Source organism: Falsochrobactrum tianjinense, assembly GCF_019100495.1.
Taxonomy (GTDB): Bacteria; Pseudomonadota; Alphaproteobacteria; order Rhizobiales; family Rhizobiaceae; genus Brucella; species Brucella tianjinense.
The window spans coordinates 71,552-96,997 of record NZ_JAHRVA010000004.1 but is presented as its reverse complement, the minus strand read 5'-3'; the positions used below and the strand labels follow the sequence as shown (position 1 = coordinate 96,997).

The following is a 25,446-nucleotide window of genomic DNA, read 5'->3' as shown; positions in this document are numbered from 1 at the left end:
TTACGCATGAAATTCGCCGTCTTGCGTTGAAAGCGACCCTCGCGATGCCTATAAAACGGAAACATTAATTGATGATGGGAGGTGGCCCTTGCTTTCCGTCTCCCGGACGAGAGGTGAGGATGCCCTGGAGTAATCAGAATGGCGGCGGCGGCCCGTGGGGCGGCGGCGGCGACAACAATAATAATGGCGGCCCTTGGGGGCAGGGACCGAAGGGGCCTCGTGGCGGTGGGCAGAACACCCCACCTGACCTTGAGGATATTCTTCGCAAAGGCCAGGATCGTCTGAAGCGGGTTTTCCCCGGCGGCGGTGGCGGAAAGGGCGGCAGTAATAAGCCGGTCTATTTCCTGATCGGCGCTGCTGTGCTGGGTCTGTGGCTTTTCCAGTCCATATATACCGTGCAGCCCGACGAACTGGCAGTCGAGCTGCGTTTCGGCAAACCCAAGGAGGAGGTCTCGGAGCCGGGACTACACTTCCATTGGTGGCCAATCGAAACCTATGAAAAGGCGCAGATCGTCGAAAAGCAGACCAATATCGGTGGGCAGGGTTCGCGTACTGACACGCAGGGTCTTATGCTCACTGGCGATCAGAACATCGTCAATGTTCAGTTCTCGGTGCTTTATCGTGTTTCGGACCCGCGAGCATATCTGTTCAATGTCGATAATCCCGACGCCATGGTGCAGCAGGTTTCAGAAAGCGCGATCCGTGAAATCGTCGGCCGCAGGCCAGCGCAGGATGTGTTCCGCGATAATCGTGCAGCGATTGCTGCAAGCGTGAAGGACATCGTTCAGGCAACCCTCGACACTTACGGTGCTGGTATCCAGGTCAATGCCGTTTCCATCGAAGATGCTGCACCGCCGCGCGAAGTGGCGGACGCGTTTGACGAAGTGCAGCGTGCCGAACAGGACGAAGACCGCTTCGTAGAAGAAGCCAACCAGTATTCCAATCAGCGGCTCGGTCAGGCACGCGGTGAGGCGGCCCAGCTTCGTGAAGAGGCTGCGGCATACAAGAATCGTGTCGTACAGGAAGCTGAAGGTGAAGCGCAGCGTTTCGATTCGGTTCGCGGCGAATATCAAAAGGCGCCGGAAGTTACCCGTAATCGTCTCTTCCTGGAGACCATGGAAGAGGTACTCAAAAGTACCAAGAAGGTTATCGTGGAACCCGGAAAGGATATTGTGCCTTATTTGCCTCTCAATGAACTCATGCGCCAGCAACCGCCGCGTACGGGTACGAATACAGGTACGGGCGCGACGACAACGACGACAACTGGCGGAGGTAATCAATAATGGCCCAGAACAGGCTTCCGATCATTGGCGGTATCGTCGCCCTCGTCATCCTTCTGGTTTACTCTTCGATTTTCGTTGTTAACGAACGCCAGCAGGCCATCGTGATGCGCTTTGGTCAGATCGTGGATGTAGAAACTGAGCCAGGCATTTATTTCAAACTGCCTTTCGGTTTTCTTGATGCCGACACGGTGCAGATGGTCGATGATCGCCTGCGGCGTTTCGATCTCGATGATATTCGCGTGCAGGTTTCGGGCGGTAAATTCTACGATGTGGATGCATTTCTTGTCTATCGCATCACCGATGCGCGCAAGTTCCGCCGTACGGTTTCCGGTAGCACGCTTCTGGCCGAACAGCGCCTGCGCACACGCCTTGATGCCTCGCTGCGTAGCGTCTACGGTCAGCGTGGCTTTGAAGCCGCTCTTTCCGAAGAGCGCGGCGACATGATGCGTGAAGTGGCCAACCAGCTTCGTCCGGATGCGACGTCGCTTGGCCTGACCATCGCTGATGTCCGCATTCGCCGTACGGATTTGACAGCGGAAGTTTCGCAGCAGACTTACGACCGCATGAAGGCGGAACGTCTGGCGGAAGCAGAGCGTCTGCGCGCGCGTGGTCGTGAAGCAGCACAGCGTATTCGCGCGGTTGCCGATCGCCAGGTTGTCGAAACGCTTGCCGAAGCGCGCAGGGAATCAGAAATCCTTCGCGGTGAAGGTGAAGCCCAGCGCAGTGAAATCTTCGCGCAGTCTGCCTCGAAAGATCCAGGCTTCTTTGCCTTTTATCGTTCGATGGCGGCTTATCGTGAGGCGCTGGAAACGCCCGACACGACGCTGGTTCTTTCGCCTGATTCGGAGTTCTTCAAGTTCTTCCGCGATGCGGGGGGCAGGCTTGCGACGCCTTCCCAGTAAAGGAGATTATCGCGCATGAGCGATTTTCTGGCCGCCGTAGGACTTCTCTTCGTCTTTGAAGGGCTTCTCTACGGCGGCTTTCCTCTTTTTGCCAAGAAGCTTGCGCGCGATGCAAGCGAGGCACCCGAAAATATACTGCGGATCGTAGGGCTTGCAGCGCTCGCAATTGGGGTGGGCCTTGTCTGGCTTGTCAGGGGATAAGAGCGGATTTCCGTTATATTTTCGCCTGTAGCCTATGCGGAGCCGCAAACAGGCCGTATTTTGCAGCAATCCAGTGTTCTGGCTTTTAAAGCACTTTCGGTAAAAGTGCGAAGCGGTTTCGGCGATTTGGTCACAACCGGAGCCACTCCAGAGCAGGTAGACAGAACGGAGCAGAGCTTCATGGCAATTGCACCCAAGGCGAGATTTGCTCGCACCCTATTGGCAACCGTGGCTTTGGGAGCGGCAAGCATTGGCGGCGCGGTTTCGATAGGCGCGCCTTCTGCCATGGCGCAAACGGCCTTGCAGGGACCGAAAGGGCCTGCCTCCGTAGCCGATCTTGCGGAGGGATTGCTCGATTCGGTGGTTAATATTTCCACTTCGCAAACCGTTAACGAAGATGAGAGCGATGATGGTGCGGTACAGATTCCGCAAGTGCCGGAAGGCTCGCCCTTTCAGGAATTCTTCAACGACTTTTATAACGACAAGGACGGCGGCCAGGGTGGTGAATCGCGGAAAGTGCAGTCTCTTGGTTCCGGGTTTGTAATCGACGCCGAAAAAGGCTTTCTCGTTACCAATAATCACGTCATTGCGGATGCTGACGAGATAGAAGTCAACTTCGTTGATGGTTCCAAGTTAAAAGCGGAACTGGTCGGCAAGGATATCAAGACCGATCTTGCCGTGCTGAAGGTCGATCCCAGCAGGCACAAGCTTAAGGCTGTGCAGTTCGGCAATTCCGAGAAGGCGCGCATCGGTGACTGGGTGTTGGCCATCGGCAATCCGTTCGGCCTCGGCGGTACGGTGACAGCGGGCATTATTTCGGCGCGCAAGCGCGACATTCAATCCGGCCCCTATGACGATTTCATCCAGACGGATGCCGCAATCAACCGCGGCAATTCTGGCGGTCCGCTATTCGATATGGATGGCAAGGTGATTGGGATTAACACAGCGATCTATTCGCCGTCGGGAGGGTCGATCGGCATCGGCTTTGCCATTCCCGCCGAAATGGCGGTCGGCGTGATCGACCAGCTCAAGGAGTTCGGTGAAGTGCGCCGGGGCTGGCTTGGCGTGCGCATCCAGCCGGTTACGGAGGATATTGCGCAAAGTCTTGGTCTGAAAGAGGCTAAAGGCGCATTGATTTCCGGGCTGATCCAAAATTCAGGGATAGAGAACAAGGCAATTGAAGCTGGTGATGTCGTGATCCGTTATGACGGCAAGCCGGTCGAGCGTGCCCGCGATCTGCCGCGCCTTGTGGCGGAAAGCGCTGTCGGCGACGAAGTGGAAATTGTCATCATTCGAAAGGGCAAGGAAAAGACCGTAAAGGTCAAGCTCGGCCGTCTCGTAGAAGATGACAAGAGCGGCGAGCAAGCTACAGAGAATCATGTACCTGCACCCGGTACGCCAGAGGGTGAGGAAGGGCAGGAAGTACCCGACACACCCGGAAAAGAGCAGCCGGATCAGGCCGGCACTACTGTGCTCGGCATGCGCCTGGCCACAATTGATGATGATGTTCGCGGTGAGTTCGGCATTGCCGAAGATGTTGAGGGGGTAGCGGTGCTTTATGTTTCGCCCAGTTCGGCAGCAGGCGAAAAGCGGATCGAAATCGGCGATGTAATCGTCGACATCGATCAGGTCATGGTCAAGACGCCGGACGATGTGAATAAGCGTATCGATGCGTTGCGCCGCGAAGGGCGCAAGAATGCGCTTCTGATGCTGGCTTCACGCTCCGGCGAGTTGCGCTTCGTGACTATCCGGATCGATTAAGGTTTTTCTCATCAAAAAACCAAAGGCGTTGCAAAGTATTGCAACGCTTTTTTTGTTTGTGTTCTGAATAGCTTGCAATGTTCTTCTATGAATGTGATTCAGTCTCTCGCAGGTTTGGAGATCCGATAAACAACGTGGCGTTTGAGGTGCGGTGTCGCGTCTGGCACACGCGGATGATCGAAGTCCCTGGCTTCATTGCGCACCATGCCGATGCGCTGCATGACAGACGTTGAGCGGTCGTTGTTAAAGACCGCGAAGGACACGACTTCTGGAAGATCCAGCGTTTCGAAGGCATAGGCAAGAAGCGCTCTGCCTGCTTCCGTCACATAGCCGTTGCCCCAATATGGACGGGTAAGACGCCAGCCTATTTCGACAGTGCCGGTTGGAAAATGGGGCTCAAGATCGGTACGAGCAAGACCGGCAAAGCCAATGCATTGTTCGTTTTGCTTTTCTTCGAGTGCGTAAAAGCCAAGACCGGTTTCGGCGATCATTGTCTGTAGGCGTTCGAATAGAGCATCCGACTCCGCACGGTTGCGACGGAACGGAAAAAAATGCATCACTTCATCATCGGAATTGATCACATGAAGCAGTTCCCGGTCACGATCTTCCCAGTTGCGGATAATAAGGCGGGGCGTTTCCAGAATAATCATTCGACAAAATCCGACTTGCGATAGCCCTGAATATAAAGAAGGGCGGTCAGATCGCCATGGTCGATACGCACTTTGGCCTGAGCGGCTACAGCGGGTTTGGCATGTAGCGCCACGCCGGTTCCGGCGAGCTGGATCATGCCAAGATCATTGGCCCCATCGCCAACGGCGATTGCATCCTGTGTCGTCAGCCCGAGACGTTCGGCTATTTCAATCAGTTTTTCAACCTTTGCTTCGCGCCCGAGAATCGGTTCGGCAACCTGACCTGTCAAATAGGTTCCATCATCGAGAAGGTCGTTGGCGCGGTCTTCATTGAAGCCGATCATGTTTGCGATGCGTTGCGTGAAGGAGGTGAAGCCACCGGAAACAAGCGCTGTATAAGCGCCATATTTGCGCATAGTGCGGACGAGTTCCGGTCCGCCTGGCATCAGGGAAATCCGGGTCGAAATAACCTTGTCGATCACCGAAAGCGGCAAGCCCTTCAACAAAGCCACCCGTTCGCGCAAGGCGGGCTCGAAAGCGATCTCGCCATTCATGGCGCGTGCTGTAATCTCCGAGACCAGTTCGCGCAGCCCGGCTTCCTCGGCCAGTTCATCGATGCATTCCTGCTGGATCATGGTGGAATCCATGTCAGCGATCAGAATCTTCTTGCGCCGGTTGTCCTGCTCCTGCACCACGATATCGACTGGCGCGCTATCAAGAGCGGCACGCAATGCACTCTCTGCTTCTTGCGCAAGGATGGACGAAGGGAGTGGTATATCGCATGCGATACCATCGGCCAGCCAATAAAGTCCGGTTGCATTCACTGCTGCCGAGGCTTTAATCCCAAGTGACGGAACCAGCGCGGCCTTGGCTGGATTGGCGATCAATGTGGCAATCAGGGGAACAGATCGGGACATGAGGAGCATTTCCTGCAATGAGTGATTATGCGGTGAAGAGTGCAATCCTGATAGCTGGCCCAACGGCCAGCGGCAAGTCGGCTCTTGCTGTTCATATGGCACAGGAGACCGGCGGCTTCATCGTGAACAGTGATTCCATGCAAGTCTATGATGTGCTCAATCTCCTGACGGCACGGCCGTCGGTGGACGATCTGCGTGAGGCAGAGCATTATCTCTATGGTCATGTGCCGCCTTCGATCTCCTATTCCACCGGAAAGTGGTTTGCCGATGTGGAAGCACTGGTGTCTCGTCCCGATCTTGAAGGCCGAGTGCCGATCTTTGTCGGCGGAACCGGGCTTTATTTCCGTGCGCTTCTGGGTGGCCTGTCGCAGATGCCGGAAGTGCCTGCCAATCTGCGTCAGTACTGGCGGCAGCGGATGGAGAGGGAGGGTGCCGAAACGCTTCATGCTGCATTGCAACGGCGCGATCCGGTAATTGCGGCAACGCTGCGCCCCACCGACAGCCAGCGCATCGTGCGTGCTCTTGAAGTTTTCGAGGCGACGGGGAAATCCCTGCTCGACTGGCAACAGGAGAAGGGCAGGGCGTTGGTCGATGACCAGACGGCGCGCAAAATTGTGCTTCTGCCGGATCGCGGCTGGCTTGGACAGCGTATCGCCCAGCGGTTCAATCTCATGTGGGACCGCGGTGCGATTGACGAGGTTCGTGCCTTGCTGGCGCTCAATCTTGATCCGGCGCTGCCTGCCATGAAGGCAATCGGCGTGCGTGAGATTTCGGCTTTTCTGGACGGAGCCATGTCGCGTGAAGAAGCAATCGAGCGTTCCATCATTGCAACGCGCCAATATGCCAAACGCCAGTCAACATGGTTTCGCAACCAGCTCGATGAGAGCTGGAAAATACTTTCTTCCGGTGAGGACGCGCTGTCTGGGCAATAAAGTTGTCGCAGAAGGCTTGTCTGTAAAAGAAAATATCGCGATGGGCGCAATTATGCGTTGACGATATGATCTGGGGTGATTAGTCTTCCGCCTATGAACAAAACAGCTCTTATTCTTGTGGTACGAATGCGCATGGGCAGGATGGTGTAACCATCCGGCGAAAGCTCCCATGCGCGAAAGACAGGCTCCCTCGGGGGCCTTTTTTGTTATCAGAACGCCAACGACATTGAATATGTAAAGCAGACGGGAAGTGACGACGATGACGGCAGCAAAAGGCGAGGCGGCGATAATGTCCGCGGGGCAACGCGAAATGACTGGCGCGGAAATGGTGGTCCAGGCCATGATCGATCATGGCGTGGAACATATATTCGGTTATCCGGGCGGAGCCGTGCTGCCGATCTATGACGAGCTTTTCCAGCAGGACAAGGTTCAGCATATTCTGGTTCGTCATGAACAGGGCGCGGGACATGCAGCGGAGGGTTATGCACGTTCGACCGGTAAGGTCGGGGTCATGCTGGTCACATCCGGTCCCGGCGCCACCAATGCAGTGACGCCCTTGCAGGATGCATTGATGGATTCCATCCCGCTGGTTTGCATTTCCGGTCAGGTTCCGACGACGCTGATCGGCTCGGACGGTTTTCAGGAGGCAGATACGGTTGGGATCACGCGCCCCTGCACCAAGCATAACTGGCTGGTTCGCAGCATCGACGATCTGTCCCGTATCCTGCATGAGGCCTTCCATATCGCCTCAACGGGTCGTCCGGGACCGGTTCTGGTCGATATCCCCAAGGATATCCAGTTTGCCAGTGGCATTTACACGCCGCCACAGACCGCGCCGCGGACCAGCTATCGTCCGACACTGGAAGGGGATAAAAATGCGATTTCTCAAGCGCTCGAATTGCTGCTGACGGCGAGGAAGCCTGTCATCTATTCAGGCGGCGGCGTTATCAACTCCGGCCCTGCGGCAACGAAACTGCTGCGCGAACTGGTTGAAATCAGCAATTTCCCGATCACTTCGACACTGATGGGACTGGGCGCCTATCCGGCATCGGGCAAGAACTGGCTCGGTATGCTGGGCATGCACGGCACTTACGAAGCCAATATGACCATGCATGATTGTGATGTCATGCTGTGCATCGGCGCACGTTTCGATGACCGCATTACGGGTCGTCTCAATGCGTTTTCGCCGCATTCGCGCAAAATCCATATCGATATCGATCCTTCATCGATCAACAAGAATGTTCGTGTGGACGTTCCGATCGTCGGCGATGTTGCCCATGTGCTGGAAGATATTGTTCGCCAGTTTCGCGCAGCCGAAAAGAAGCCGGAAAAAAAGGCGATTGCCGCATGGTGGGAGCAGATCGATCGCTGGCGCTCGCGCAATTCTCTCGCCTATGCGCCAAACAAGGACGTCATCATGCCGCAATATGCTTTGCAGCGGCTCAATGAACTGACCAAGGGCCACGATACCTATATCACAACCGAAGTCGGACAGCATCAGATGTGGGCAGCGCAGTTCCTGGATTTCGAGGCGCCGAACCGCTGGATGACGTCGGGCGGTCTGGGCACAATGGGCTATGGCCTGCCGGCGGCGCTCGGCGTGCAGATTGCACATCCCGATGCGCTGGTCATCGATGTTGCGGGCGATGCCTCGATCCAGATGTGTATTCAGGAAATGTCGGCGGCTATCCAGTATAATGCGCCGATCAAGATTTTCATCCTTAACAATCAGTATATGGGCATGGTTCGGCAGTGGCAGCAATTGCTGCATGGCAATCGCCTGTCGCATTCCTATACCGAAGCCATGCCGGATTTCGTCAAGCTGGCGGAAGCCTACGGCGCGCATGGTATTCGTTGCGACAAGCCCGCCCGGCTCGACGACGCCATCATGGAAATGATCGAGGTGAAAAAGCCGGTGATCTTCGATTGCCGTGTCGCCAATCTCGCCAATTGCTTCCCGATGATCCCGTCCGGCAAGGCGCATAATGAAATGTTGCTGCCCGACGAGGCGACAGATGAAGCGGTCGCCAATGCAATCGACGCCAAGGGCCGCGCGCTCGTCTGATCCGGAGAAAAGAAAATGAACGCACAAAATCTAGCATCCGGTTCGGCATATTTTATCGCAGCCGATACACAAACGCCGGAAACGCATACGCTTTCCGTTCTCGTAGACAATGAGCCGGGTGTTCTTGCCCGCGTCATCGGGCTGTTTTCAGGCCGTGGTTACAATATTGAAAGCCTGACGGTTTCTGAAACCGAGCATGAACAGCACCTTTCGCGCATCACAATTGTAACGCGCGGGACGCCCAACGTCCTCGACCAGATACGTCACCAGCTTGAGCGTATCGTGCCGGTGCACCGCGTGGTTGATATGACCCATCGCGCTATCGAGCTGGGTCACGAGCGCCCGATTGAACGCGAACTCGCCTTGATCAAGGTCGCGGGCAAGGGCGAGGCGCGCGCGGAAACCTTGCGGCTGGCCGACGCCTTCAACGCCAAGATCGTGGATGCAACAACCGAGCATTTCATTATCGAATTTACTGGCAAGACGACCAAGATTGACCAGTTCATCACCTTGATGAAGCCGCTCGGCCTGGTTGAGGTCTGCCGTACCGGTGTGGCTGCGATGAACCGCGGTCCTCAGGGCCTGTAATCTGTTTCGGACCGGCTCAACTTGTCGTTGGTCGGTCCCTCACCCCTTTTGGTTTTGCTGTGCTATGCCGCTTGATATATTTGTGGCGTTGATCGTCTTTGCGTTTGTATCGTCGATCACGCCAGGCCCAAACAATCTGATGCTGCTTGCTTCTGGTGTGAATTTTGGCTTCTGGCGCACCATTCCGCATATGCTTGGTATTGGAATCGGATTCTTTTCGCTTTTACTTGGCGTGGGGCTTGGGCTGGGCGCGCTACTCGAAACTTTGCCGATGCTTTATGTTTTGCTGAAATTCGCGGGTGGCACCTATATGCTTTACCTTGCATGGAAGATCGCAACATCGCGCTTGATCGGCGAAAGCAAGGGCGGTAAAACTCGCCCTATGAAGTTCACCGAAGCAGCAGCCTTTCAATGGGTAAATCCCAAGGCATGGGTGATGGCTGTCACTGGTGTCGCGACCTACGCGAGCCAGGAAAATTACACTGGGTCCGTTTTGCTTGTGAGCGTAATCTACTCGATCGTCAATTTGCCAAGCGTGTCGAGCTGGGCGGGGTTCGGCACTTTGCTGCGAAATTGGTTGTCGGATTCGGTGCGGCTCAAATGGTTCAATATTGTAATGGCGCTGCTTCTGGTCGTGAGCCTATGGCCAATGCTGACATAACGAAAGAAGCGGCTCCATCTGAAGCCGCTTCTCATGGTTTCGAGACTATTTAAGCAGGGCGTAGCCAAAAGTGTGGCACTCACCCACACCACATTGCACCCCAACAGAGACAAAATTAACGACACCTATGGCTATGACGTAAAGACTGAGGATGGTCGCGAGCACGCGTAACAGTGGAAGACGCGAGATGGGTTTTTCGCACCATTGGACCTGGTTACCCCACACAATCAGCTGAATTGCGAAGGCGGTCAGAAGTGCTACGGCGATCAGTACTGACCATACCGGCATATGCATGCCGAACACGGCGCTGCCGATATATTCATGTCCCGGTCGAGGGTAGATATCGAGCAAGGTCTGACGGACCGAGACGATAAGCAGGAAAAGCGAAAAAACCATGCTCAATCCCGTGTTGCGATAAGAAAAACCATGACGGAATTGTAAAATGATACCGAAGCAGACCCCAAACATTGCGACGCGCTGGAGAAGGCATAGCGGGCAGGGTATTTCGCCCCAAGCGTACTGGAGTGTCATAGCGGTCGTGAGAATACCAGCGATGACAGTCATCATTCCTAGAAGGTAGATATCAAGGAGAATGGCAGACAAGGATTGTTCTGCTGCATCATGCCGGGTGGAGGCGGTCATATGAGGTCTCCATGTACTATTTCCGGGTTGAACATGAATGCGATGGTCGAGTGCCTTTGTTGAGGCGGGTTGATCACCTGGGTCTGAATCCATGGCATGCGGTAGCCATATTCAGGACTGTGGATTTCCCACAAAAACTGTTTAACTGCCAATGCCAGACAAATGACGATCAGCACAAGCGCAATGGATTTTCGCCCGAACCAACCGAGGAGCAATGCAAGCCCCAACGTTGCGAAAATGACAAGCATCATGGAAACGCTCCTTTTTAGAATTATACAATCTAAAAACATTTGAATAATAGTTAAATTCCCATCGAAATTATTGTTGATTATATTATATATTTCAGATGTGCAGGCTAGTTTATTATATTATTTTAAGAGTAATTATTAAATATACTTGTTTGGCATAAGCGCTGGCGAGGCACATTTTGGTGCTGGTTTGTTCTCCTATGCCCTTGCTCTTGTGCGGCGAATCCTGTCTGAACAGGGCATGCAGTTTTCACCGGAGCAGGAACAGGCTTTAAAAGCCGTCGGAAAATGGCTGAAGGAAGGGCGCTCCCCGATCTTCAGGTTGTTTGGCTATGCAGGAACGGGGAAGACGACGCTAGCGCGCTATTTCGCCGAACATGTCGATGGCGATGTGCAGTTTGCAGCCTTTACAGGCAAGGCGGCGCAAGTTTTGCGCTCAAAAGGCGCAAATAATGCCCGCACCTTGCATTCGTTGATCTATCGCCCGCGCGGCGAGGAAGCGATTGAGGACGAAACTACCGGCAAGACCTCTATTGCGCCGACATTTTCGCTCAACCGCCAAAGCCCTGTCGCCAAGGCTGCACTGATCGTCGTTGATGAGTGTTCCATGGTTGACGAGCAACTGGGCCGCGATCTGATGACATTTGGCACGCCTATTCTGGTGCTGGGCGATCCGGGACAGTTGCCGCCGATTTCCGGCGGCGGGTTCTTTACCGAGCATGAGCCTGATTTTCTGCTGACTGAAATCCACCGGCAGGCGCGCGACAATCCAATCATCCGCATGGCGCTGGATGTGCGCGAGGGGCGCGAGCTTGGCTATGGTGATGAGGGCCGGGCCAAGGTTATTTCGCGCCATGAGGTGACGCAGGAACTGGTTCTGGCGGCGGATCAGGTGCTGGTTGGCACCAACCGGACGCGCAAGCGCTATAATCAGCGCCTGCGCGAGCTCAAAGGTTTTACCGCTGATTATCCGCAAGCGGGCGACAAGCTTGTCTGCCTGCGTAACGACCCGGCCAAAGGGTTGCTCAACGGTTCGCTCTGGAAAGTAATGACGTCATCGAAGGAAACGGTGAAGCCCGGTATCAATCTTCTGGTCTCGCCCGAAGACGAAGATCGTGGCGTCGCCAAAATCAAGCTGCTCAAGGCGCAGTTTGAAAACCCCGATGCCGAAATTCCATGGCAAACCAAGAAGCGTTTCGACGATTTCGATTATGGGTATGCCTTGACCGTGCATAAGGCCCAGGGCTCGCAGTGGGACAATGTGGTTCTGTTCGATGAAAGCTATGCCTTTCGCGATACGCGTGAGCGTTGGCTTTACACAGCCATTACCCGTGCCGCCGAACACTTGACGATCGTGAGATAATCACCCCCGGTCGGGCGTTGCATCGAGCCAGACCCATGCCCTTTCTTCTTCACTGACTTCGAATGTGCGCATTTCAATCGAGAGAAACGGCTGCATGAGGGTGACGCTCATCTGAATCCAGAAAGGCCCGCCGACAATTGCATAACGGCGTAGATGCTTGAGCGATTTTGTGCGCATGGCCAGCATATTATCGGAAAAAGCAGCACTCCAGTCCATGCCCTCATAGCCGGTCAAGCGGATCAGCAGGTCGATCTGCTCGTGGTCGTCATAGGCGGCATCGAGCAGGCCATAAAGATTCTCCAAAGATGCATCATCAAGACGCCCTTCGATTGCAAAAGCAAATACATCATCCCGGTTGGTAGGAATGCGGCGGATGACAGGAACGTTCTCATTTCGCATAGAGACCTCCAGTTTCTGAACGCCTTGTCTGGCTTGGTAAAACGTCTGGGGCGGTGCAAAAGTTGCGAAAAGTCTGGATAAATTTGCAGCTATGACAGCTTCTGGGGATTGAGTCTCCGGTGTGACCGGAAAACACTCACATTTTTTTTCGGCGGGCGATATAAAGCCTGGAGCGGTTTCTGTTTAAACGGAATCATAGACCCGCTCTATCGACTTGTTTTTACGCATTGTCCCGCGCAAAACCGCTACGCACTTTTGCTGGAAATGCTCTAGGCTGATTTTGGGGAGCGAAGCTTCATGCCTGCAAAACTGTCCGTCAATCTGAACGCCATCGCTATGTTGCGCAATCGGCGGGATCTTCCTTGGCCAAGCGTCACCGGATTAGGACGAGCCGCGCTTATAGCAGGTGCGTCTGGCTTGACGGTGCATCCGCGCCCCGATCAGCGACATATCCGTTTTTCGGATCTTGGCGATATTCGCGCATTGATCGATGACGAATATCCGCAAGCCGAATTTAACATTGAGGGTTTCCCGACTGAAGCTTTTCTCGATCTTGTCGAAAAGCACCAGCCCGAACAGGTGACGCTGGTTCCCGACGACCCACTTCAGGCGACATCCGATCATGGCTGGGATTTCGAAAGCAAAGCCGATTTTCTGGCGCCTGTTGTCCAGCGTCTGAAATCACGCGGCATGCGTGTTTCGCTGTTTGCCGATCCCGACCCTCTTGGCTACGACAAGGCGAAGGCTATCGGTGCTGACCGGATCGAGCTTTATACCGGACCTTATGGGGCGACCTATGACGATCCGGTTGCGGCAGCGCGGGAAATAAACCGTCTTGGCAAGGCGGCAGATGCCGCGCTGGCGCTCGGCCTTGAGGTCAATGCGGGACACGACTTGACGGTGGAGAACCTGCCTGCGCTGGTCGGGCGCGTGACGGAGTTGAGCGAAGTTTCCATCGGTCACGGCCTGGCGGCGGATGCGCTAATGTATGGCATGCCCGTTACGGTGAGCCGTTTTATCGCTGCTTTGGCTGGCGCAAGCGGGTAAATATTTTCAAGGCGTGATGCGTAAGTATCTTAGCGCCTTGGTATAAGGCAATGCACGCAGCGCATGACTGGCGGTCGAGCTTTGCGAAATCTGCATTTGTACGAGGAAATAGCAAGGTATAGACCGCCCGCCACAACTGTTTCGTGTATGTGAGCTTGGAATTCATAATCAGGAAAGCAGGGATGTTTTCCGAAGGATCTGTCATAAGGCTGTATTTCGAGCCGTTGATGGATCGTTTGGCCTTTTTTCTCCGATTTTTCATATAAATAATTACGGCCTTGCGAGGTATCTGCAAATGAGCAGCGAGCAAACAGGTAAGGGTGCACCGGCTTCCGGCGATGCGCAAACGAGCGCACAAAATATGCAGCCATTGGGGGCTGCTTCCGAAAATGGCTCTGTTGCTGACGAGAACGATCATCAGAGCGAAAGCATGAAAATGCTAGTGCTCGGTGCGCTTGGCGTTGTCTATGGCGATATTGGTACAAGCCCGATTTACGCTTTTCGCGAAGCCCTGCACGCTGCTACGTCTGATGGGGTTCTCGTCCGAAGCGATATTCTGGGCGTTGTTTCGCTCATCTTCTGGGCGCTTTTGCTGGTTGTTACGATCAAATATGTGCTGTTCGTGCTGCGCGCTGACAATAATGGCGAAGGCGGCATCCTGTCTTTAATGGCTTTGGTGCAGGCTGCCCTGAAAAGGCGACCTGACGTCATTTTAGGAGTGGGGATTTGCGGTGCAGCACTATTCTTTGGCGATGCCGTTATCACGCCCGCCATTTCCGTGCTGTCAGCGGTGGAAGGGTTGCATATCGTTGCGCCACAAATGACGCCCTTTGTCGTTCCCATCACGGTCATCATTCTGGTCATGCTGTTTTCCATCCAGAAATACGGAACGGGAAAGGTGGCAATCGTTTTTGGGCCGGTCATGGCGCTGTGGTTTTTGGCATTAGGTGCGTTGGGCCTTTGGCATATTTTCGATGACCCGACAGTGCTTGCCGCGCTCAATCCCTTTTATGCGGTGCGCTTCCTGACGATCAGTCCTGGCATTGCTTTCATCACGGTTGGCGCGGTTTTTCTTGCCATGACGGGTGCCGAAGCGCTTTATGCCGATCTTGGCCATTTCGGGCGCAAGCCGATCGTGCGCGCCTGGCTTTGGATCGTGTTTCCTTGCCTTGTGCTGAATTATTTCGGGCAAGCAGCCTTTGTTCTGTCACATGGCGAGGCGGCGGCTCTGCCGTTTTTCCAGATGATGCCGGATTTTGCTTTATGGCCTATGGTGCTGCTTGCAACGGCTGCGACGGTGATCGCCAGCCAGGCGGTGATCAGCGGAGCGTTTTCGGTGGCGCGACAGGCTGTGCAAATGAATATTCTGCCGCGGCTGGAAATTATGCATACATCCGAAAAGCTTCACGGGCAGATTTATATTCCGCGCGTTAATATGCTTTTAGGGCTGACAGTCATCATCCTCGTTCTGGGATTTGAAAAGTCTAGCAATCTGGCAGCCGCTTACGGCATTGCGGTGACTGGCAATATGCTTGTTACAACGATTTTGCTCTATATCGTTATGACCCGCATATGGAACTGGAGCACGGTACACGCCTTGCCGCTGATTACCGTTTTTTTGATTATCGATGTACTTTTCTTCAGCGCCAATATCATCAAGGTGCATGATGGAGGTTGGGCGTCGATAGGCTTTGCCGCAATTCTGGTCATCATCATGTGGACATGGGTCCGCGGCACGAGGCACCTGTTCCGCAAAACCCGGAAAGCAGAAGTGCCGCTCGATCTGATCGTCGAGCAGATGCACAAGCGGCCTCCGACCATCGTGCCGGGAACGGCTGTGTTCCTGACGGGTGACTCCAAGAGTGCACCGACCGCGCTGATGCACAGTCTCAAACATTACAAGGTGTTGCATGAAAACAATGTAATTCTGACGGTTGTGACCGCGTCGAAGCCATGGGTTTTCAGTGCGGACCGTGCGCGTGTTTCGCAATATAATGAACGTTTCATGCAGGTGACGCTGACTTTTGGCTATATGCAACAGCCGAATATCCCGCGCGCGCTTGGACTGTGCCGCAAGCTCGGCTGGAAGTTCGATATTATGACAACGTCGTTTTTCCTGTCACGTCGCTCGCTCAAAGCATCGACCCATTCGGGCATGCCAATCTGGCAGGACAAGCTGTTTATCCTGCTTGCACGAACCGCATCGGATGCGACGGAATATTTCCAGATACCCACGGGACGGGTGGTTGAAATTGGTACGCAGGTCAATATCTGATCCGTTCATTGAGCGGCCTGTGGTCTCAAGAGAGCACCTTCTGAGAAACTGATTCCAGAAGGTGCTCTTTCCTTTTGATTTATATCGCTTTTGGCACCGGTTCTTCCGTCACCGATTTTGAGTGATGGGTTTTCCAATTAGCCGAAAAATCCTGCTTGACGGATAGTGTATGTGCAATTATTAAATAGAACCGTACCGTACGGTACAAACAAGGAGGCAATCCGTGACTGATACAAGCGAGGAAATTCTGGCTCAGAAGCAGCCGTCTTTTTCGCCGCGTCAGAACGATGTTCTGGAGCAGGCGCTGCGCCTTCTTGTCGAGGGCGGAGACCGTGCCTTGACAACGGCCGGCATTGCCCGCGCTGCCAATTGCTCCAAGGAAAGCCTTTATAAATGGTTCGGTGATCGTGATGGCCTGCTGACGGCGATGGTGCGCTGGCAGGCATCGAAGGTGCGGGTCGTTCCGGTCGCGCGTGAAAAGCTCGATGCGGAATCGTTGTTTTCCAGTCTTGAGCATTTTGCGCGCGATTGGCTGTTGGTACTTTCAGGCCCGACGTCGATCGCGCTCAACCGTCTGGCCGTCAGTCATGCGGCGTCGGGAAAATCAGCCTTGGGGGGAATCGTCCTCGCCAACGGGCCGGTGGCCATGGCCGACCGACTGAAGCCGATCCTGCAAATGGGGCTGGATGCGAAGCTCTTGGCTTTTGACGATATTGACGAAGCATTCCGCGCGTTTTTCGGGCTTGTGGTCCGGGATATGCAGATCCGGTTGCTGCTTGGCGACCGGCTGGAACTGACTGATGCGGTGGTTATCCGGGACGCCCGGCGCGCCACCAAGCAGTTTTTCGCTCTTTACGGGGCATAATCATCGGCAGACGCAAGGAAGCCGCAGACAATCTGAATGAAGGGAATAGAAAATGCGCGTTTATTATGATCGCGATGCGGATGTAAATCTCATCAAAGCAAAGAATGTCGTCATTGTCGGTTACGGTAGCCAGGGCCGTGCTCATGCGCTGAACCTCAAAGACTCCGGCGCAGCCAATGTGCGCGTTGCTCTTCGTGAAGGGTCCGCCACCAAAGCCAAGGCCGAAGCTGATGGCTTTGAAGTTCTGAATGTTGCTGATGCCGCCAAATGGGCCGATCTCATGATGATGGCGACGCCGGATGAGCTTCAGGCAGATATTTACAAGGACCATATCCACGACAATCTGCGCGACGGCGCTGCAATCGCTTTCGCGCACGGCCTCAATGTGCATTTCGGCCTCATCGAGCCGAAGAAGACTGTCGATGTCGTCATGATCGCGCCGAAGGGTCCGGGTCATACGGTGCGCGGCGAGTATCAGAAGGGCGGCGGCGTTCCCTGCCTTATCGCCATTCATCAGGATGCTTCGGGCAATGCGCATGATCTGGCTCTATCCTATGCTTCGGGCGTTGGTGGCGGCCGTTCGGGCGTTATCGAAACCACGTTCAAGGAAGAGTGCGAAACTGATCTGTTTGGCGAGCAAGCTGTTCTGTGTGGCGGTCTGGTCGAACTGATCCGCGCGGGCTTCGAAACGCTGGTCGAGGCTGGCTACGCGCCGGAAATGGCTTATTTCGAGTGCCTGCACGAAGTGAAGCTGATCGTGGACTTGATCTATGAAGGCGGCATCGCCAACATGAACTACTCGATCTCGAACACGGCGGAATGGGGCGAATATGCCACCGGCCCGCGCATCATCACTGCCGAAACCAAGGCTGAGATGAAGCGCGTTCTGAAAGATATCCAGACCGGCAAGTTCACCTCCGAGTGGATGCAGGAATGGCATTCGGGTGCAGCCCGCTTCAAGGGCATTCGCCGTATGAACGACAGCCACCAGATTGAGGAAGTCGGTGAGAAGCTGCGCGCCATGATGCCATGGATTTCCAAGAACAAGCTGGTCGACAAGGCCCGCAACTAGAACCTTCGAATTCTTTTTCGAGGTATGCTTTTAGGGGGCGTTTCTGCGCCCCCTAAATTGTTGAGAAGAACGGGCCCTAGAACAATTCCGAATAGCTTAATTCCATACAAGCATCGGAAGAGGTGTTCTCGCGGGGTGGAAATTGCGCTATCGCTTCATTTTACGTCGTAAAATTTGAGGAGACTTCCCGTGCTGGACTGGGAAAGTGTATTTGCAACGCGCTCGAAACGCATGCGCGCTTCGGAAATTCGTGAGCTTCTGAAGCTGCTTGAACGCCCGGATATTATTTCATTTGCTGGCGGCATTCCCGATCCGGCGCTTTTCCCGCACGATGAATTCCAGAGTGCCTATAAGGACATTCTCACCGGTCCTGAAGCCAATGCAGCTCTGCAGTACTCCGTCTCGGAAGGTTACAAGCCGCTGCGTAGCTGGCTGGTGGGCGAGCTTGCCAAGCTCGGCATTTCCTGCACCGAAGATAATGTTTTCATCACTTCCGGCTCGCAACAGGCGCTAGACTATCTGGGCAAATTGTTCCTCTCGCCCAACGACACGGCGCTGGTGACGGCGCCGACCTATCTTGGCGCATTGCAGGCGTTCAATGCCTATGAGCCGACCTATGATATTCTGACGCTCAATGGCAACCGCACGCCGGAATCTTATAGCCAAGTTGCGGAAAAGGCCGGCGGCGAAGTCAAGTTTGCCTATCTTTCGGCAGACTTCAGTAATCCGACCGGCGAGACCGTGGACCTTGCCGGACGCGAAAAGATGCTGGCAGATGCAGAGGAACTCGATATTCCGATCATCGAAGACGCGGCCTATCAATATTTGCGATATGATGGCGCGGCCATTCCTCCCATTTTAGCCCTCGATATTGCGCGCCATGGTGGCGATATAGAGAAGGTGCGGACCATTTATTGCGGCTCGTTTTCCAAGACGCTCGCACCTGGATTGCGCGTGGGTTATGTCGTAGCTTCGCAAAATGTCATTCGCAAGCTGGTGCTCATCAAGCAGGCATCCGATCTGCATTCACCCACGATCAACCAGCTCGCCATTCAGCGCGTGGCCACCGGTGGTTTCGACGCGCAGCTTGCCAAACTGCACCGCGTTTACAAGCATCGCCGCGACAGGATGCTGGAAGCGCTGGCTGAATATATGCCCGAAGGCACGGATTGGACGAAGCCTGAAGGCGGCATGTTCATCTGGGTGACATTGCCGGAAGGCATGGATGGCGCGGCTTTGCTGGCCGCCTCGATTGAGAGCGAAAAAGTGGCTTTCGTGCCGGGCAAGGCATTCTTTGCCGATGGCACGGGTGCCAATACGCTGCGTCTGAGCTATTCATGTGCCAATGACGAAATGATCGATGAGGGCATCAAGCGGCTTGGGCGCCTGATCCGCACACATGCGAAATTGGCTGCTGCCTGATATAAAAAGCCGGGGTCTCCCCGGCTTTTTACTGGAATGGTGAATTGCAACCTGTGCGCGGTCCCGCCAAAGGCTGATAGGTGTCGTCCGATGTGCGATAACTGCGATACTGGTTCGAGCACCATCGAATATGATTGCTGCTCGGTCCCCGCGTCGTGACGGGCGGACGCGTCGAGGGGCGGATTTGCAGAGGGGCGCCATTTTTGTATCTGAGTACGCCTTCGCCGGAAATATAGTTTCCGCTATCGTCGCAGCCTACCGAACCATAGCATTTGCTGGAGCCGGATTTGGGGCCGGTGGAACCGATGTCGCCATTGGGAATGGCCGGTTTGCTGGGCTGCAATGAAGGTAGATAAGGCGTTTTTCGCAATTCGACCGCTGCTGCGGTGCCGGCCAGACCGGTTAAGAGCAGGCATGAACTCAGTGCTACACGCAATATGTTGCCCGGCATTTCAACTATGCTCCTGATTGCTTCTTTTTATATAGGTATTCTCTGGCGGGAAATCAGCATGGGGGAGCCCGCATGACTGTGTATTGTCGAAAAGAAGTTCTTGCCAATCATGCGGTGAACCGCAAGATTGCGAGGGAATGTTTACAATAGCTACATTTAATGTCGAAAATCTGATGCGCCGGTTTGACTTTTCCGGCTTTCGCAATGAATTGCATCAGGATCGCACGCTCAAACTGTTTGAAATCGGCGATGAAACGCAATATCGCCTGCTGGAGCAGGCGCGCGCCATCGCCCATGCGGACGATACGCGCCAGATGACCGCACTGGCTATTGCGGAAAGCCGCGCTGATATTCTTTGTTTGCAGGAAGTTGATAATCTCGCGGCGCTGAATGCTTTTGAATATGGCTATCTTTTCAAGATGATCGGCCATGGCTATCGCAATAAATATCTTGTCGACGGCAATGATAGCCGGGGCATCGATGTGGCAGTGATGGTGCGCGACACGACGCGCGACGGCCAGCCGATCGAAGTGCTGGAGGTGACGAGCCACGCTCATCTGACCTATAGCGATCTCGACCTCTATGAGCCGGTGCTGGCCGAGCTTGGGCTGGAGCCGCATGACCGCATTTTCAAGCGAGATTGTCTGGAGCTGGATCTGCGCGTTGCGGGCAAGCGCCTATCGCTCTTTGTGGTCCATCTGAAATCGATGACCGGCGCGCGTAACGGTTTTGACGGGCGAACCTCATCATTGCCGGTTCGACAAGCGGAAACCCGTGCAATTCGGCGCATTATCGAAGACAGGTTCGGGGCAGGGCGTACCGCCGGAAAACGCTGGCTTATCTGTGGAGATTTCAACGATTATCGAGAGCGGCTCGTTATCGATGGCGATGAGTGGAACGGCTACACGTTCACGCCTGTCACCGAAGAAACAAGTGCGCTCGACACCTTGCTTGCGGACGGTTTCGCCGTCAACCTCGTGGACCGCCGCCCGGTTATGGATCGCTGGACGCTTTATCACACGCGCGGGCCGCAGGAGCGGCATCTTTGCCAGCTCGACTATGTTCTGGCATCGCCTTCTTTTGCGGACAGGAATGAAAAAGCCATTCCGCAGATTATTCGCCGTGGTCAGCCATGGCGCACTATTTTTCCTCCCGGACAGGAGGTGGACCGCTATCCGCGCACTGGCTGGGATCGGCCAAAGGCCAGCGATCATTGCCCGGTGGCGGTGACGTTGAATATTGTGTGAGAACAGTTTTCTGACGATTCTCCAAGGGAAGCGACCAATGCGGCATGTGAAAGAAAACACTGTTTACGTGGTCGACCGCGTGGATGTCAGGGTTCGGCCCGGCGCTCTGGCCTATGCCCACAACAACAGAAAGGATATCGCGCAGAACTGGGACAGGGAATGCACCGCCAATCCGACGCTGTTCGATGGCGAAATATATCTGGCGCCCGAGGCTGAGCTTGAAGGAGGCGTGTTTCGTGCGGGGTTCCAGCGCACCAGCTTTGCTACCTTGATGTATTGGCGGCGTGACCCGGTGCAGGAAAGACCATGGCATATATTTGGCGCGGGTGTCATCGTTTCGGCGGAAGGGCATCTGATTGCCGCGCGTATGGCCGATCATAATGCAGTGGGGGGCCGCGTTTATTTTCCTGCCGGTTCCATCGATGATAACGATATTTTGGGCGATCGTGCCGATTACGAGGTCAATATGCGCCGTGAAGTGCGTGAAGAAACGGGGCTGGATCTTGGCGAGGCGCAGGCGGAAAGCTGCACCAATCTGGTGACAGCCAATCGCAGCATCGCGCTTTTTCGGCGGTATCGTTTCGATCTATCGACTGTGGAATTACTCAAGCGCATCCGGGCATATCTTTCATCGCAGGTACAGCCTGAGCTTGCTGACATCATTCCTTTTACCCAAGCTCGCGATCTGGGAGAAGCGGCTCCTTCCTATGTCCGCGCTTTTGCCGAATGGCATTTTTCATAATCGCTCCGACAAACTGCACTGACAGATGACAGCGCGACGAAATTGACTATGCTCATCATCGAACAGGCACGCGGAGACAATCGATATTCAGGGAGAACTGGAATATGAGCGAAGCTGGTGTATCCGGCCGATTTTATGAGATTTTCGACGTTTTTGCCGATAACCCTCTGGCTGGAAATCCACTGGCTGTCGTTCATGACAGTGAGGGGCTGACGGATACGCGTATGCAAGCCATCGCGCGCGAGTTCAATCTATCCGAAACGGTTTTCATTTTTCCACCGTCCAATCCCATGCACGAGGCCATGGTCCGCATTTTTACGCCCGACTATGAACTGCCATTTGCCGGTCATCCGACGGTCGGCGCTGCCGTTTCTCTGGCCCGCCAGCGCAAGACAGGCGACGAGGCGGATCGGCTGGTGACGCTGGAGGAAAAAGTCGGCATCGTGCGGTGCGGCGTCATTCTGGGCAATAACAGCAGCGCTTTTGCGGAATTCGACCTGCCGCGATTGCCGGAAAAGCTGGATATCAAGGTTGAAAAGGAAGAGGCCGCAGCCGCAATCGGGCTAGGGACACATGAGATCGGCTTCGAGAACCATGTGCCGACAGTGTGGAGCGCGGGGACGCCCTATCTGCTGGTGCCGGTGCATAATCTGATCGCTGCGGCCAAGGTTTCTATCGACCCGGTCTATGTGAGCGAAAGCCTGCCCAATGTTAGCGAGCGACCGTTGCCGATATACGTCTATTGCCGGGAAACGATCCTGTTCGACAGTAATTATCATGCGCGCATGTTCGTAACAGGTGCGAATGTCTATGAAGACCCGGCGACGGGCTCGGCTGCTGCTGCTTTTGCCGGTGTCATCCAGCAAAATGACAAGCCGATGGACGGCAGTTCGCAATGGTGGATCGAACAGGGCATGGAGATGGGGCGTCCGTCGCGAATCCGCCTCGAACTTGATGTATTCAGGCAGGTGCTTTCGGGTGCACGCATAGGCGGGACGGCAGTAAAGATCGCAGAGGGCCGTCTGTTTGTCTGAAGATAATCAGGCTGTTGTTGAACGAGGACGCAGTAATGATAATCAAGGAAATGTCGGAATACGATGTCCGCGATATGATCCAGAATACGCAGGTGGGGCGGTTGGCATATATTTACGAAGGCCGCCCCTATGTAGTGCCATTAAGCTTTCGTTTCAGCGGCGGCTCGCTTTATTCGTTTACGACCGAGGGGCAGAAGACAGATGGTATGCGTGAGAATGATGCGGTTTGCATTCTGTTTGACGATATCATCTCGCCTACGCAATGGCGAAGCGTCGTCGTTAATGGCCAGTATCGTGAAATCGTTCGTGAAGAAGAGCAGAACGCCATCGTCAATCTGATGGAGAGTGATCCAATATGGTGGGAGCCAGCCTACACGAAGACCATCACCAGCGGTGGCGAGCAGCGTAAACTGGCCCCTGTCTTCTTCCGTGTCGATATTGAAAGCACCACGGGTCACGAAACAGGCTGATATGGCTTATCTATTTGTCCTTACACATTTCCAGATGCCAAACCGTTTTATATTTTCGCTGGAAATGCTCTACCGGACGACAAGTACCGGAACGGAGCTGCGCGTCACGACCTCATAGGTCTGACTGCCCAGCAACATGCCTTTCAGCCCACGTCGGCCATGGGAGGCCATAACGATCAGGTCGCTGTGCAATTCCTTTGCCTTTTCGATAATGGCGGCGGCGGGATGGGGAGCAATGACGTGTTGTGTGTCGATTTCGATGGCCGCGTGGCTTGCGAGTGCGCGTGAACGTGCAAGAGCGTTATCCGCATACTCCTTCCATTCCTGCTCGAAACGCTCGATGAAAGACGGGCTATCGGTCCAGCCGCCGGGAAGGCCGGAAACGGAATAAGGAGTAGTTACCGTCATTACAGTCGCCTTGCTACTCATGGCTTTGGCCATATCAAAACCATGTACAAGGCCGCGTTCCGCGAATTCTGAACCATCGGTGGTGAGAAGAATATTCTTATACATGGTATCCTCACTTTAATTTTGCCCCCTTAAAGTATGAGGCAGGACAGCTACTTCAAATCCATCTGGACGATAGAGCATGTCGCTGGAAAACGGGAGCCGCTTTCTTTGATTTATGGAGCAGGATTGGAAATTCATGCCACTTGATTGCGATATGTTTCATGCAAGCTGGATTGCGACGGTTCTTAATCTCGATTGGCCGTCAAAATTATCTTCAGGCATTGAAGATGATGAGGAGCGGGTGAAGCGCCAGAAGCAGGAACTGATGCGATTGTTCGATGAAGCTTCGGAACATGGTATCAATGCGGTCATTTTTCAGGTTTCCCCCGCAGCCGATGCTTTCTACAAATCGGATTATTTGCCGTGGTCGTCCTATTTGACGGGAAGGCTTGGCAAGTATCCGGGCTTCGATCCGCTGCAGTTTGCAATTACCGAGGCACGCAAGCGGGACATTGAATTGCATGCCTGGCTTAATCCCTATCGCGTTTCGATGGACGATAAGCCAGTCACGGCCAAAGCGTTGAAAAACTCTTCTTCTGATTCCCCACTAAGCATTTTCAAGACAAGGCCCGAGTGGATCGGCGTGTCCGCCGGCCGTTATGTGCTTGATCCGGGAATTCCGGCTGTGCGGGAATGGGTGACGAATATTACCGCTGAGGTCGTGCGAAAATACGATATCGACGGCATTCAGTTCGATGATTATTTTTATTACGAGACGTCCGGGTCGCCGCTTGAAGACGATACGACCTTCGCCCGCTTCGGAACCAGCTTCACTAGTAAATATGACTGGCGGCGCTACAATACCTATACGCTGGTGCAGGAAATTTCGCAGAAAATCCGCTCGATCAAGCCGAATGTGCGGTTCGGTATCAGTCCTGGCGGTGTATGGCGTAACGGGACGGACGATCCGCTCGGCTCGCCGACACAGGCGGGAAAGACCAATTATGACGGGGATTTCGCAGACACCCGCCGCTGGGTCAAGGACGGTCTGATCGATTATATCGCGCCGCAGGTCTATTGGTCGTTTGGTCGCAAGCAAGTGCCTTACGGCCCCATCGTTCGATGGTGGGCGGACACGGTTCGCGGCACGAAGACCGATCTTTATATCGGTATGGCGCTTTATCGTGCCGGAACCAAAAGCAGGGCAGAGCCAGATTGGCAAGCGGGCGGTGGCGTCGACGAGATCAGGCGGCAACTTGAGTTCAATGCCTCTGTGCCTGAGGTGAAGGGCAGTATTTTGTTTCGCCAGGGGTTCCTTTCGGACCCAGGATTAAAAAAGGTTTCGCAATATCTTAAAAGAAGCTGGGGCAAGTGCATCCCGCCACAATAGGCCCTGTGACGCAAGGCAACATGCTTTCTTATAAATGTTTCATGAACCCGGCCGTGACGGTTGCGAATCCCTCGGCGGCTTGCTATCGCTCGCTGAGGAAATGGTTCCACATGCAAGTGGATGAAAAGGGAACACGGTGAGGTCTTTCAAGACCGATACCGCGACTGCCCCCGCAACTGTGACCGGAGAGTCAACCTCCAGCGATCGCAAAACGATCGAAGCCACTGAAAGCACCAATGCTGACGGGAAGGCGGAGGACTGATTAAGACCCGGAAGTCAGGAGACCTGCCGTATCCTGTCACCTATGCCTGACACGGGGTGTGTTCAGGCGCGGCCGTCCGTAGCGGTGACATTGACAAATGTTGCCGCCGGACAAGGAAGGGCTTGCGC

Annotated in this window: 26 protein-coding genes and 1 riboswitch; of the genes, 19 read left to right on the top strand and 7 right to left on the bottom strand. The window is 54.5% G+C overall.

Translation table 11 applies throughout. The annotated features are described in order from the left end of the window. Positions 1 to 119 precede the first annotated feature (119 nt). The 4 genes from hflK (at position 120) to KUG47_RS10375 (ending at position 4,147) form a co-directional block, all read left to right on the top strand. A complete protein-coding gene (hflK, locus tag KUG47_RS10390) occupies positions 120 to 1,283 on the top strand; it encodes an FtsH protease activity modulator HflK (RefSeq protein ID WP_217677901.1) in 1,164 nt (387 codons plus the stop codon). Then, a complete protein-coding gene (gene hflC, locus KUG47_RS10385) occupies positions 1,283 to 2,185 on the top strand; it encodes a protease modulator HflC (protein WP_217677900.1) in 903 nt (300 codons plus the stop codon). The genes hflK and hflC overlap by 1 nt, the downstream gene beginning before the upstream one ends. A 15-nt stretch (positions 2,186 to 2,200) precedes the next feature. Continuing rightward, entirely contained in the window at positions 2,201 to 2,386 is a 186-nt protein-coding gene (locus KUG47_RS10380; RefSeq protein ID WP_217677899.1) for a DUF2065 domain-containing protein, read from the top strand. A gap of 180 nt (positions 2,387 to 2,566) precedes the next feature. Continuing rightward, complete coding sequence (locus KUG47_RS10375; RefSeq protein WP_217677898.1) at positions 2,567 to 4,147, top strand: Do family serine endopeptidase; 1,581 nt, start codon at positions 2,567 to 2,569, stop codon at positions 4,145 to 4,147. A gap of 98 nt (positions 4,148 to 4,245) precedes the next feature. Here the strand turns inward: KUG47_RS10375 and KUG47_RS10370 are convergent, their stop codons facing one another. Next, a complete protein-coding gene (locus KUG47_RS10370; RefSeq protein WP_217677897.1) occupies positions 4,246 to 4,797 on the bottom strand; it encodes a GNAT family N-acetyltransferase in 552 nt (183 codons plus the stop codon). Continuing rightward, complete coding sequence (gene serB, locus KUG47_RS10365) at positions 4,794 to 5,693, bottom strand: phosphoserine phosphatase SerB (protein ID WP_217677896.1); 900 nt, start codon at positions 5,691 to 5,693, stop codon at positions 4,794 to 4,796. Before serB ends, KUG47_RS10370 begins: the two co-directional genes overlap by 4 nt. A gap of 17 nt (positions 5,694 to 5,710) precedes the next feature. On the opposite strand from serB, the gene miaA reads away from it, so the two are divergent. The 4 genes from miaA to KUG47_RS10345 all read left to right on the top strand — a co-directional run bounded on the left by miaA (position 5,711) and on the right by KUG47_RS10345 (position 9,939). Next, on the top strand, positions 5,711 to 6,625 hold the full coding sequence (gene miaA, locus KUG47_RS10360; RefSeq protein WP_217677895.1) for a tRNA (adenosine(37)-N6)-dimethylallyltransferase MiaA: 915 nt from the start codon (positions 5,711 to 5,713) through the stop codon (positions 6,623 to 6,625). A 259-nt stretch (positions 6,626 to 6,884) separates the two neighbouring features. Continuing rightward, the gene (locus tag KUG47_RS10355) at positions 6,885 to 8,690 is read left to right on the top strand and encodes an acetolactate synthase 3 large subunit (protein WP_217677894.1); all 1,806 of its coding nucleotides are present in this window, start codon (positions 6,885 to 6,887) and stop codon (positions 8,688 to 8,690) included. 15 nt (positions 8,691 to 8,705) lie between these two features. Next, positions 8,706 to 9,278, top strand: a complete 573-nt coding sequence (ilvN, locus tag KUG47_RS10350; protein ID WP_217677893.1) for an acetolactate synthase small subunit — start codon at positions 8,706 to 8,708, stop codon at positions 9,276 to 9,278. A gap of 64 nt (positions 9,279 to 9,342) precedes the next feature. Then, positions 9,343 to 9,939: a LysE family translocator gene (locus KUG47_RS10345; RefSeq protein WP_217677892.1), complete on the top strand. Its 597-nt coding sequence runs from the start codon at positions 9,343 to 9,345 to the stop codon at positions 9,937 to 9,939. A gap of 45 nt (positions 9,940 to 9,984) precedes the next feature. Here the strand turns inward: KUG47_RS10345 and KUG47_RS10340 are convergent, their stop codons facing one another. Together KUG47_RS10340 and KUG47_RS10335 are read right to left on the bottom strand one after the other, a co-directional pair. Further along, positions 9,985 to 10,581 carry a disulfide bond formation protein B gene (locus KUG47_RS10340; protein ID WP_254799502.1) on the bottom strand — a complete coding sequence of 199 codons (597 nt, stop codon included), beginning with the start codon at positions 10,579 to 10,581 and terminating at the stop codon, positions 9,985 to 9,987. Then, positions 10,578 to 10,832: a hypothetical protein gene (locus KUG47_RS10335; protein WP_217678185.1), complete on the bottom strand. Its 255-nt coding sequence runs from the start codon at positions 10,830 to 10,832 to the stop codon at positions 10,578 to 10,580. Before KUG47_RS10335 ends, KUG47_RS10340 begins: the two co-directional genes overlap by 4 nt. A 238-nt stretch (positions 10,833 to 11,070) precedes the next feature. On the opposite strand from KUG47_RS10335, the gene KUG47_RS10330 reads away from it, so the two are divergent. Next, positions 11,071 to 12,192, top strand: coding sequence for an ATP-dependent DNA helicase (locus KUG47_RS10330; RefSeq protein WP_217677891.1), 1,122 nt, complete (start codon positions 11,071 to 11,073; stop codon positions 12,190 to 12,192). Here KUG47_RS10330 and KUG47_RS10325 read toward each other — a convergent pair whose 3' ends face one another. Then, on the bottom strand, positions 12,193 to 12,591 hold the full coding sequence (locus KUG47_RS10325) for a SpoIIAA family protein (RefSeq protein WP_217677890.1): 399 nt from the start codon (positions 12,589 to 12,591) through the stop codon (positions 12,193 to 12,195). 297 nt (positions 12,592 to 12,888) lie between these two features. Here KUG47_RS10325 and KUG47_RS10320 point away from each other — a divergent pair, with 297 nt between their 5' ends. The 5 genes from KUG47_RS10320 to KUG47_RS10300 all read left to right on the top strand — a co-directional run bounded on the left by KUG47_RS10320 (position 12,889) and on the right by KUG47_RS10300 (position 19,272). Continuing rightward, positions 12,889 to 13,638 (top strand): pyridoxine 5'-phosphate synthase, encoded by a 750-nt coding sequence (locus KUG47_RS10320; protein ID WP_217677889.1) that lies wholly within the window; start codon positions 12,889 to 12,891, stop codon positions 13,636 to 13,638. Positions 13,639 to 13,999: 361 nt separating this feature from the next. Then, positions 14,000 to 15,913, top strand: coding sequence for a potassium transporter Kup (locus KUG47_RS10315; protein WP_217678172.1), 1,914 nt, complete (start codon positions 14,000 to 14,002; stop codon positions 15,911 to 15,913). 223 nt (positions 15,914 to 16,136) lie between these two features. Continuing rightward, a complete protein-coding gene (locus KUG47_RS10310; protein ID WP_217677888.1) occupies positions 16,137 to 16,778 on the top strand; it encodes a TetR/AcrR family transcriptional regulator in 642 nt (213 codons plus the stop codon). Between the two features lie 52 nt (positions 16,779 to 16,830). Next, entirely contained in the window at positions 16,831 to 17,850 is a 1,020-nt protein-coding gene (gene ilvC / locus KUG47_RS10305) for a ketol-acid reductoisomerase (RefSeq protein ID WP_217677887.1), read from the top strand. Positions 17,851 to 18,039: 189 nt separating this feature from the next. Further along, positions 18,040 to 19,272, top strand: coding sequence for an aminotransferase-like domain-containing protein (locus KUG47_RS10300; RefSeq protein ID WP_217677886.1), 1,233 nt, complete (start codon positions 18,040 to 18,042; stop codon positions 19,270 to 19,272). A 28-nt stretch (positions 19,273 to 19,300) separates the two neighbouring features. Here KUG47_RS10300 and KUG47_RS10295 read toward each other — a convergent pair whose 3' ends face one another. Then, positions 19,301 to 19,723 (bottom strand): BA14K family protein, encoded by a 423-nt coding sequence (locus KUG47_RS10295; protein WP_217677885.1) that lies wholly within the window; start codon positions 19,721 to 19,723, stop codon positions 19,301 to 19,303. 137 nt (positions 19,724 to 19,860) lie between these two features. Here KUG47_RS10295 and KUG47_RS10290 point away from each other — a divergent pair, with 137 nt between their 5' ends. The 4 genes from KUG47_RS10290 to KUG47_RS10275 all read left to right on the top strand — a co-directional run bounded on the left by KUG47_RS10290 (position 19,861) and on the right by KUG47_RS10275 (position 23,216). Beyond that, the gene (locus KUG47_RS10290) at positions 19,861 to 20,970 is read left to right on the top strand and encodes an endonuclease/exonuclease/phosphatase family protein (RefSeq protein WP_217677884.1); all 1,110 of its coding nucleotides are present in this window, start codon (positions 19,861 to 19,863) and stop codon (positions 20,968 to 20,970) included. Positions 20,971 to 21,007: 37 nt separating this feature from the next. After that, positions 21,008 to 21,712: an NUDIX hydrolase gene (locus KUG47_RS10285; RefSeq protein WP_217677883.1), complete on the top strand. Its 705-nt coding sequence runs from the start codon at positions 21,008 to 21,010 to the stop codon at positions 21,710 to 21,712. 104 nt (positions 21,713 to 21,816) lie between these two features. Then, the gene (locus KUG47_RS10280) at positions 21,817 to 22,746 is read left to right on the top strand and encodes a PhzF family phenazine biosynthesis protein (RefSeq protein ID WP_217677882.1); all 930 of its coding nucleotides are present in this window, start codon (positions 21,817 to 21,819) and stop codon (positions 22,744 to 22,746) included. Between the two features lie 35 nt (positions 22,747 to 22,781). Further along, positions 22,782 to 23,216 (top strand): pyridoxamine 5'-phosphate oxidase family protein, encoded by a 435-nt coding sequence (locus KUG47_RS10275; RefSeq protein WP_217677881.1) that lies wholly within the window; start codon positions 22,782 to 22,784, stop codon positions 23,214 to 23,216. Positions 23,217 to 23,285: 69 nt separating this feature from the next. On the opposite strand, the gene KUG47_RS10270 is transcribed toward KUG47_RS10275, so the two are convergent. Continuing rightward, entirely contained in the window at positions 23,286 to 23,729 is a 444-nt protein-coding gene (locus KUG47_RS10270; RefSeq protein ID WP_217677880.1) for a universal stress protein, read from the bottom strand. Between the two features lie 133 nt (positions 23,730 to 23,862). Here KUG47_RS10270 and KUG47_RS10265 point away from each other — a divergent pair, with 133 nt between their 5' ends. Then, a complete protein-coding gene (locus tag KUG47_RS10265; RefSeq protein ID WP_217677879.1) occupies positions 23,863 to 25,056 on the top strand; it encodes a glycoside hydrolase family 10-like protein in 1,194 nt (397 codons plus the stop codon). Positions 25,057 to 25,140: 84 nt separating this feature from the next. Next, a riboswitch (cobalamin riboswitch) is annotated at positions 25,141 to 25,363 on the top strand. Positions 25,364 to 25,446 lie beyond the last annotated feature (83 nt).

Coding starts and splice junctions, on each gene's coding strand:
- serB (WP_217677896.1), bottom strand. CDS start 5,693: ATGTCCCGATCTGTTCCCCTGATTGCCACATTGATCGCCAATCCAGCC.
- KUG47_RS10325 (WP_217677890.1), bottom strand. CDS start 12,591: ATGCGAAATGAGAACGTTCCTGTCATCCGCCGCATTCCTACCAACCGG.
- KUG47_RS10315 (WP_217678172.1), top strand. CDS start 14,000: ATGCAGCCATTGGGGGCTGCTTCCGAAAATGGCTCTGTTGCTGACGAG.
- KUG47_RS10320 (WP_217677889.1), top strand. CDS start 12,889: ATGCCTGCAAAACTGTCCGTCAATCTGAACGCCATCGCTATGTTGCGC.
- KUG47_RS10285 (WP_217677883.1), top strand. CDS start 21,008: ATGCGGCATGTGAAAGAAAACACTGTTTACGTGGTCGACCGCGTGGAT.
- KUG47_RS10335 (WP_217678185.1), bottom strand. CDS start 10,832: ATGATGCTTGTCATTTTCGCAACGTTGGGGCTTGCATTGCTCCTCGGT.
- KUG47_RS10345 (WP_217677892.1), top strand. CDS start 9,343: ATGCCGCTTGATATATTTGTGGCGTTGATCGTCTTTGCGTTTGTATCG.
- KUG47_RS10295 (WP_217677885.1), bottom strand. CDS start 19,723: ATGCCGGGCAACATATTGCGTGTAGCACTGAGTTCATGCCTGCTCTTA.
- KUG47_RS10280 (WP_217677882.1), top strand. CDS start 21,817: ATGAGCGAAGCTGGTGTATCCGGCCGATTTTATGAGATTTTCGACGTT.
- KUG47_RS10370 (WP_217677897.1), bottom strand. CDS start 4,797: ATGATTATTCTGGAAACGCCCCGCCTTATTATCCGCAACTGGGAAGAT.
- ilvN (WP_217677893.1), top strand. CDS start 8,706: ATGAACGCACAAAATCTAGCATCCGGTTCGGCATATTTTATCGCAGCC.
- KUG47_RS10290 (WP_217677884.1), top strand. CDS start 19,861: ATGTTTACAATAGCTACATTTAATGTCGAAAATCTGATGCGCCGGTTT.
- KUG47_RS10330 (WP_217677891.1), top strand. CDS start 11,071: ATGCAGTTTTCACCGGAGCAGGAACAGGCTTTAAAAGCCGTCGGAAAA.
- KUG47_RS10340 (WP_254799502.1), bottom strand. CDS start 10,581: ATGACCGCCTCCACCCGGCATGATGCAGCAGAACAATCCTTGTCTGCC.
- hflC (WP_217677900.1), top strand. CDS start 1,283: ATGGCCCAGAACAGGCTTCCGATCATTGGCGGTATCGTCGCCCTCGTC.
- hflK (WP_217677901.1), top strand. CDS start 120: ATGCCCTGGAGTAATCAGAATGGCGGCGGCGGCCCGTGGGGCGGCGGC.
- KUG47_RS10275 (WP_217677881.1), top strand. CDS start 22,782: ATGATAATCAAGGAAATGTCGGAATACGATGTCCGCGATATGATCCAG.
- KUG47_RS10375 (WP_217677898.1), top strand. CDS start 2,567: ATGGCAATTGCACCCAAGGCGAGATTTGCTCGCACCCTATTGGCAACC.
- ilvC (WP_217677887.1), top strand. CDS start 16,831: ATGCGCGTTTATTATGATCGCGATGCGGATGTAAATCTCATCAAAGCA.
- KUG47_RS10380 (WP_217677899.1), top strand. CDS start 2,201: ATGAGCGATTTTCTGGCCGCCGTAGGACTTCTCTTCGTCTTTGAAGGG.
- KUG47_RS10355 (WP_217677894.1), top strand. CDS start 6,885: ATGACGGCAGCAAAAGGCGAGGCGGCGATAATGTCCGCGGGGCAACGC.
- KUG47_RS10265 (WP_217677879.1), top strand. CDS start 23,863: ATGCCACTTGATTGCGATATGTTTCATGCAAGCTGGATTGCGACGGTT.
- miaA (WP_217677895.1), top strand. CDS start 5,711: ATGAGTGATTATGCGGTGAAGAGTGCAATCCTGATAGCTGGCCCAACG.
- KUG47_RS10270 (WP_217677880.1), bottom strand. CDS start 23,729: ATGTATAAGAATATTCTTCTCACCACCGATGGTTCAGAATTCGCGGAA.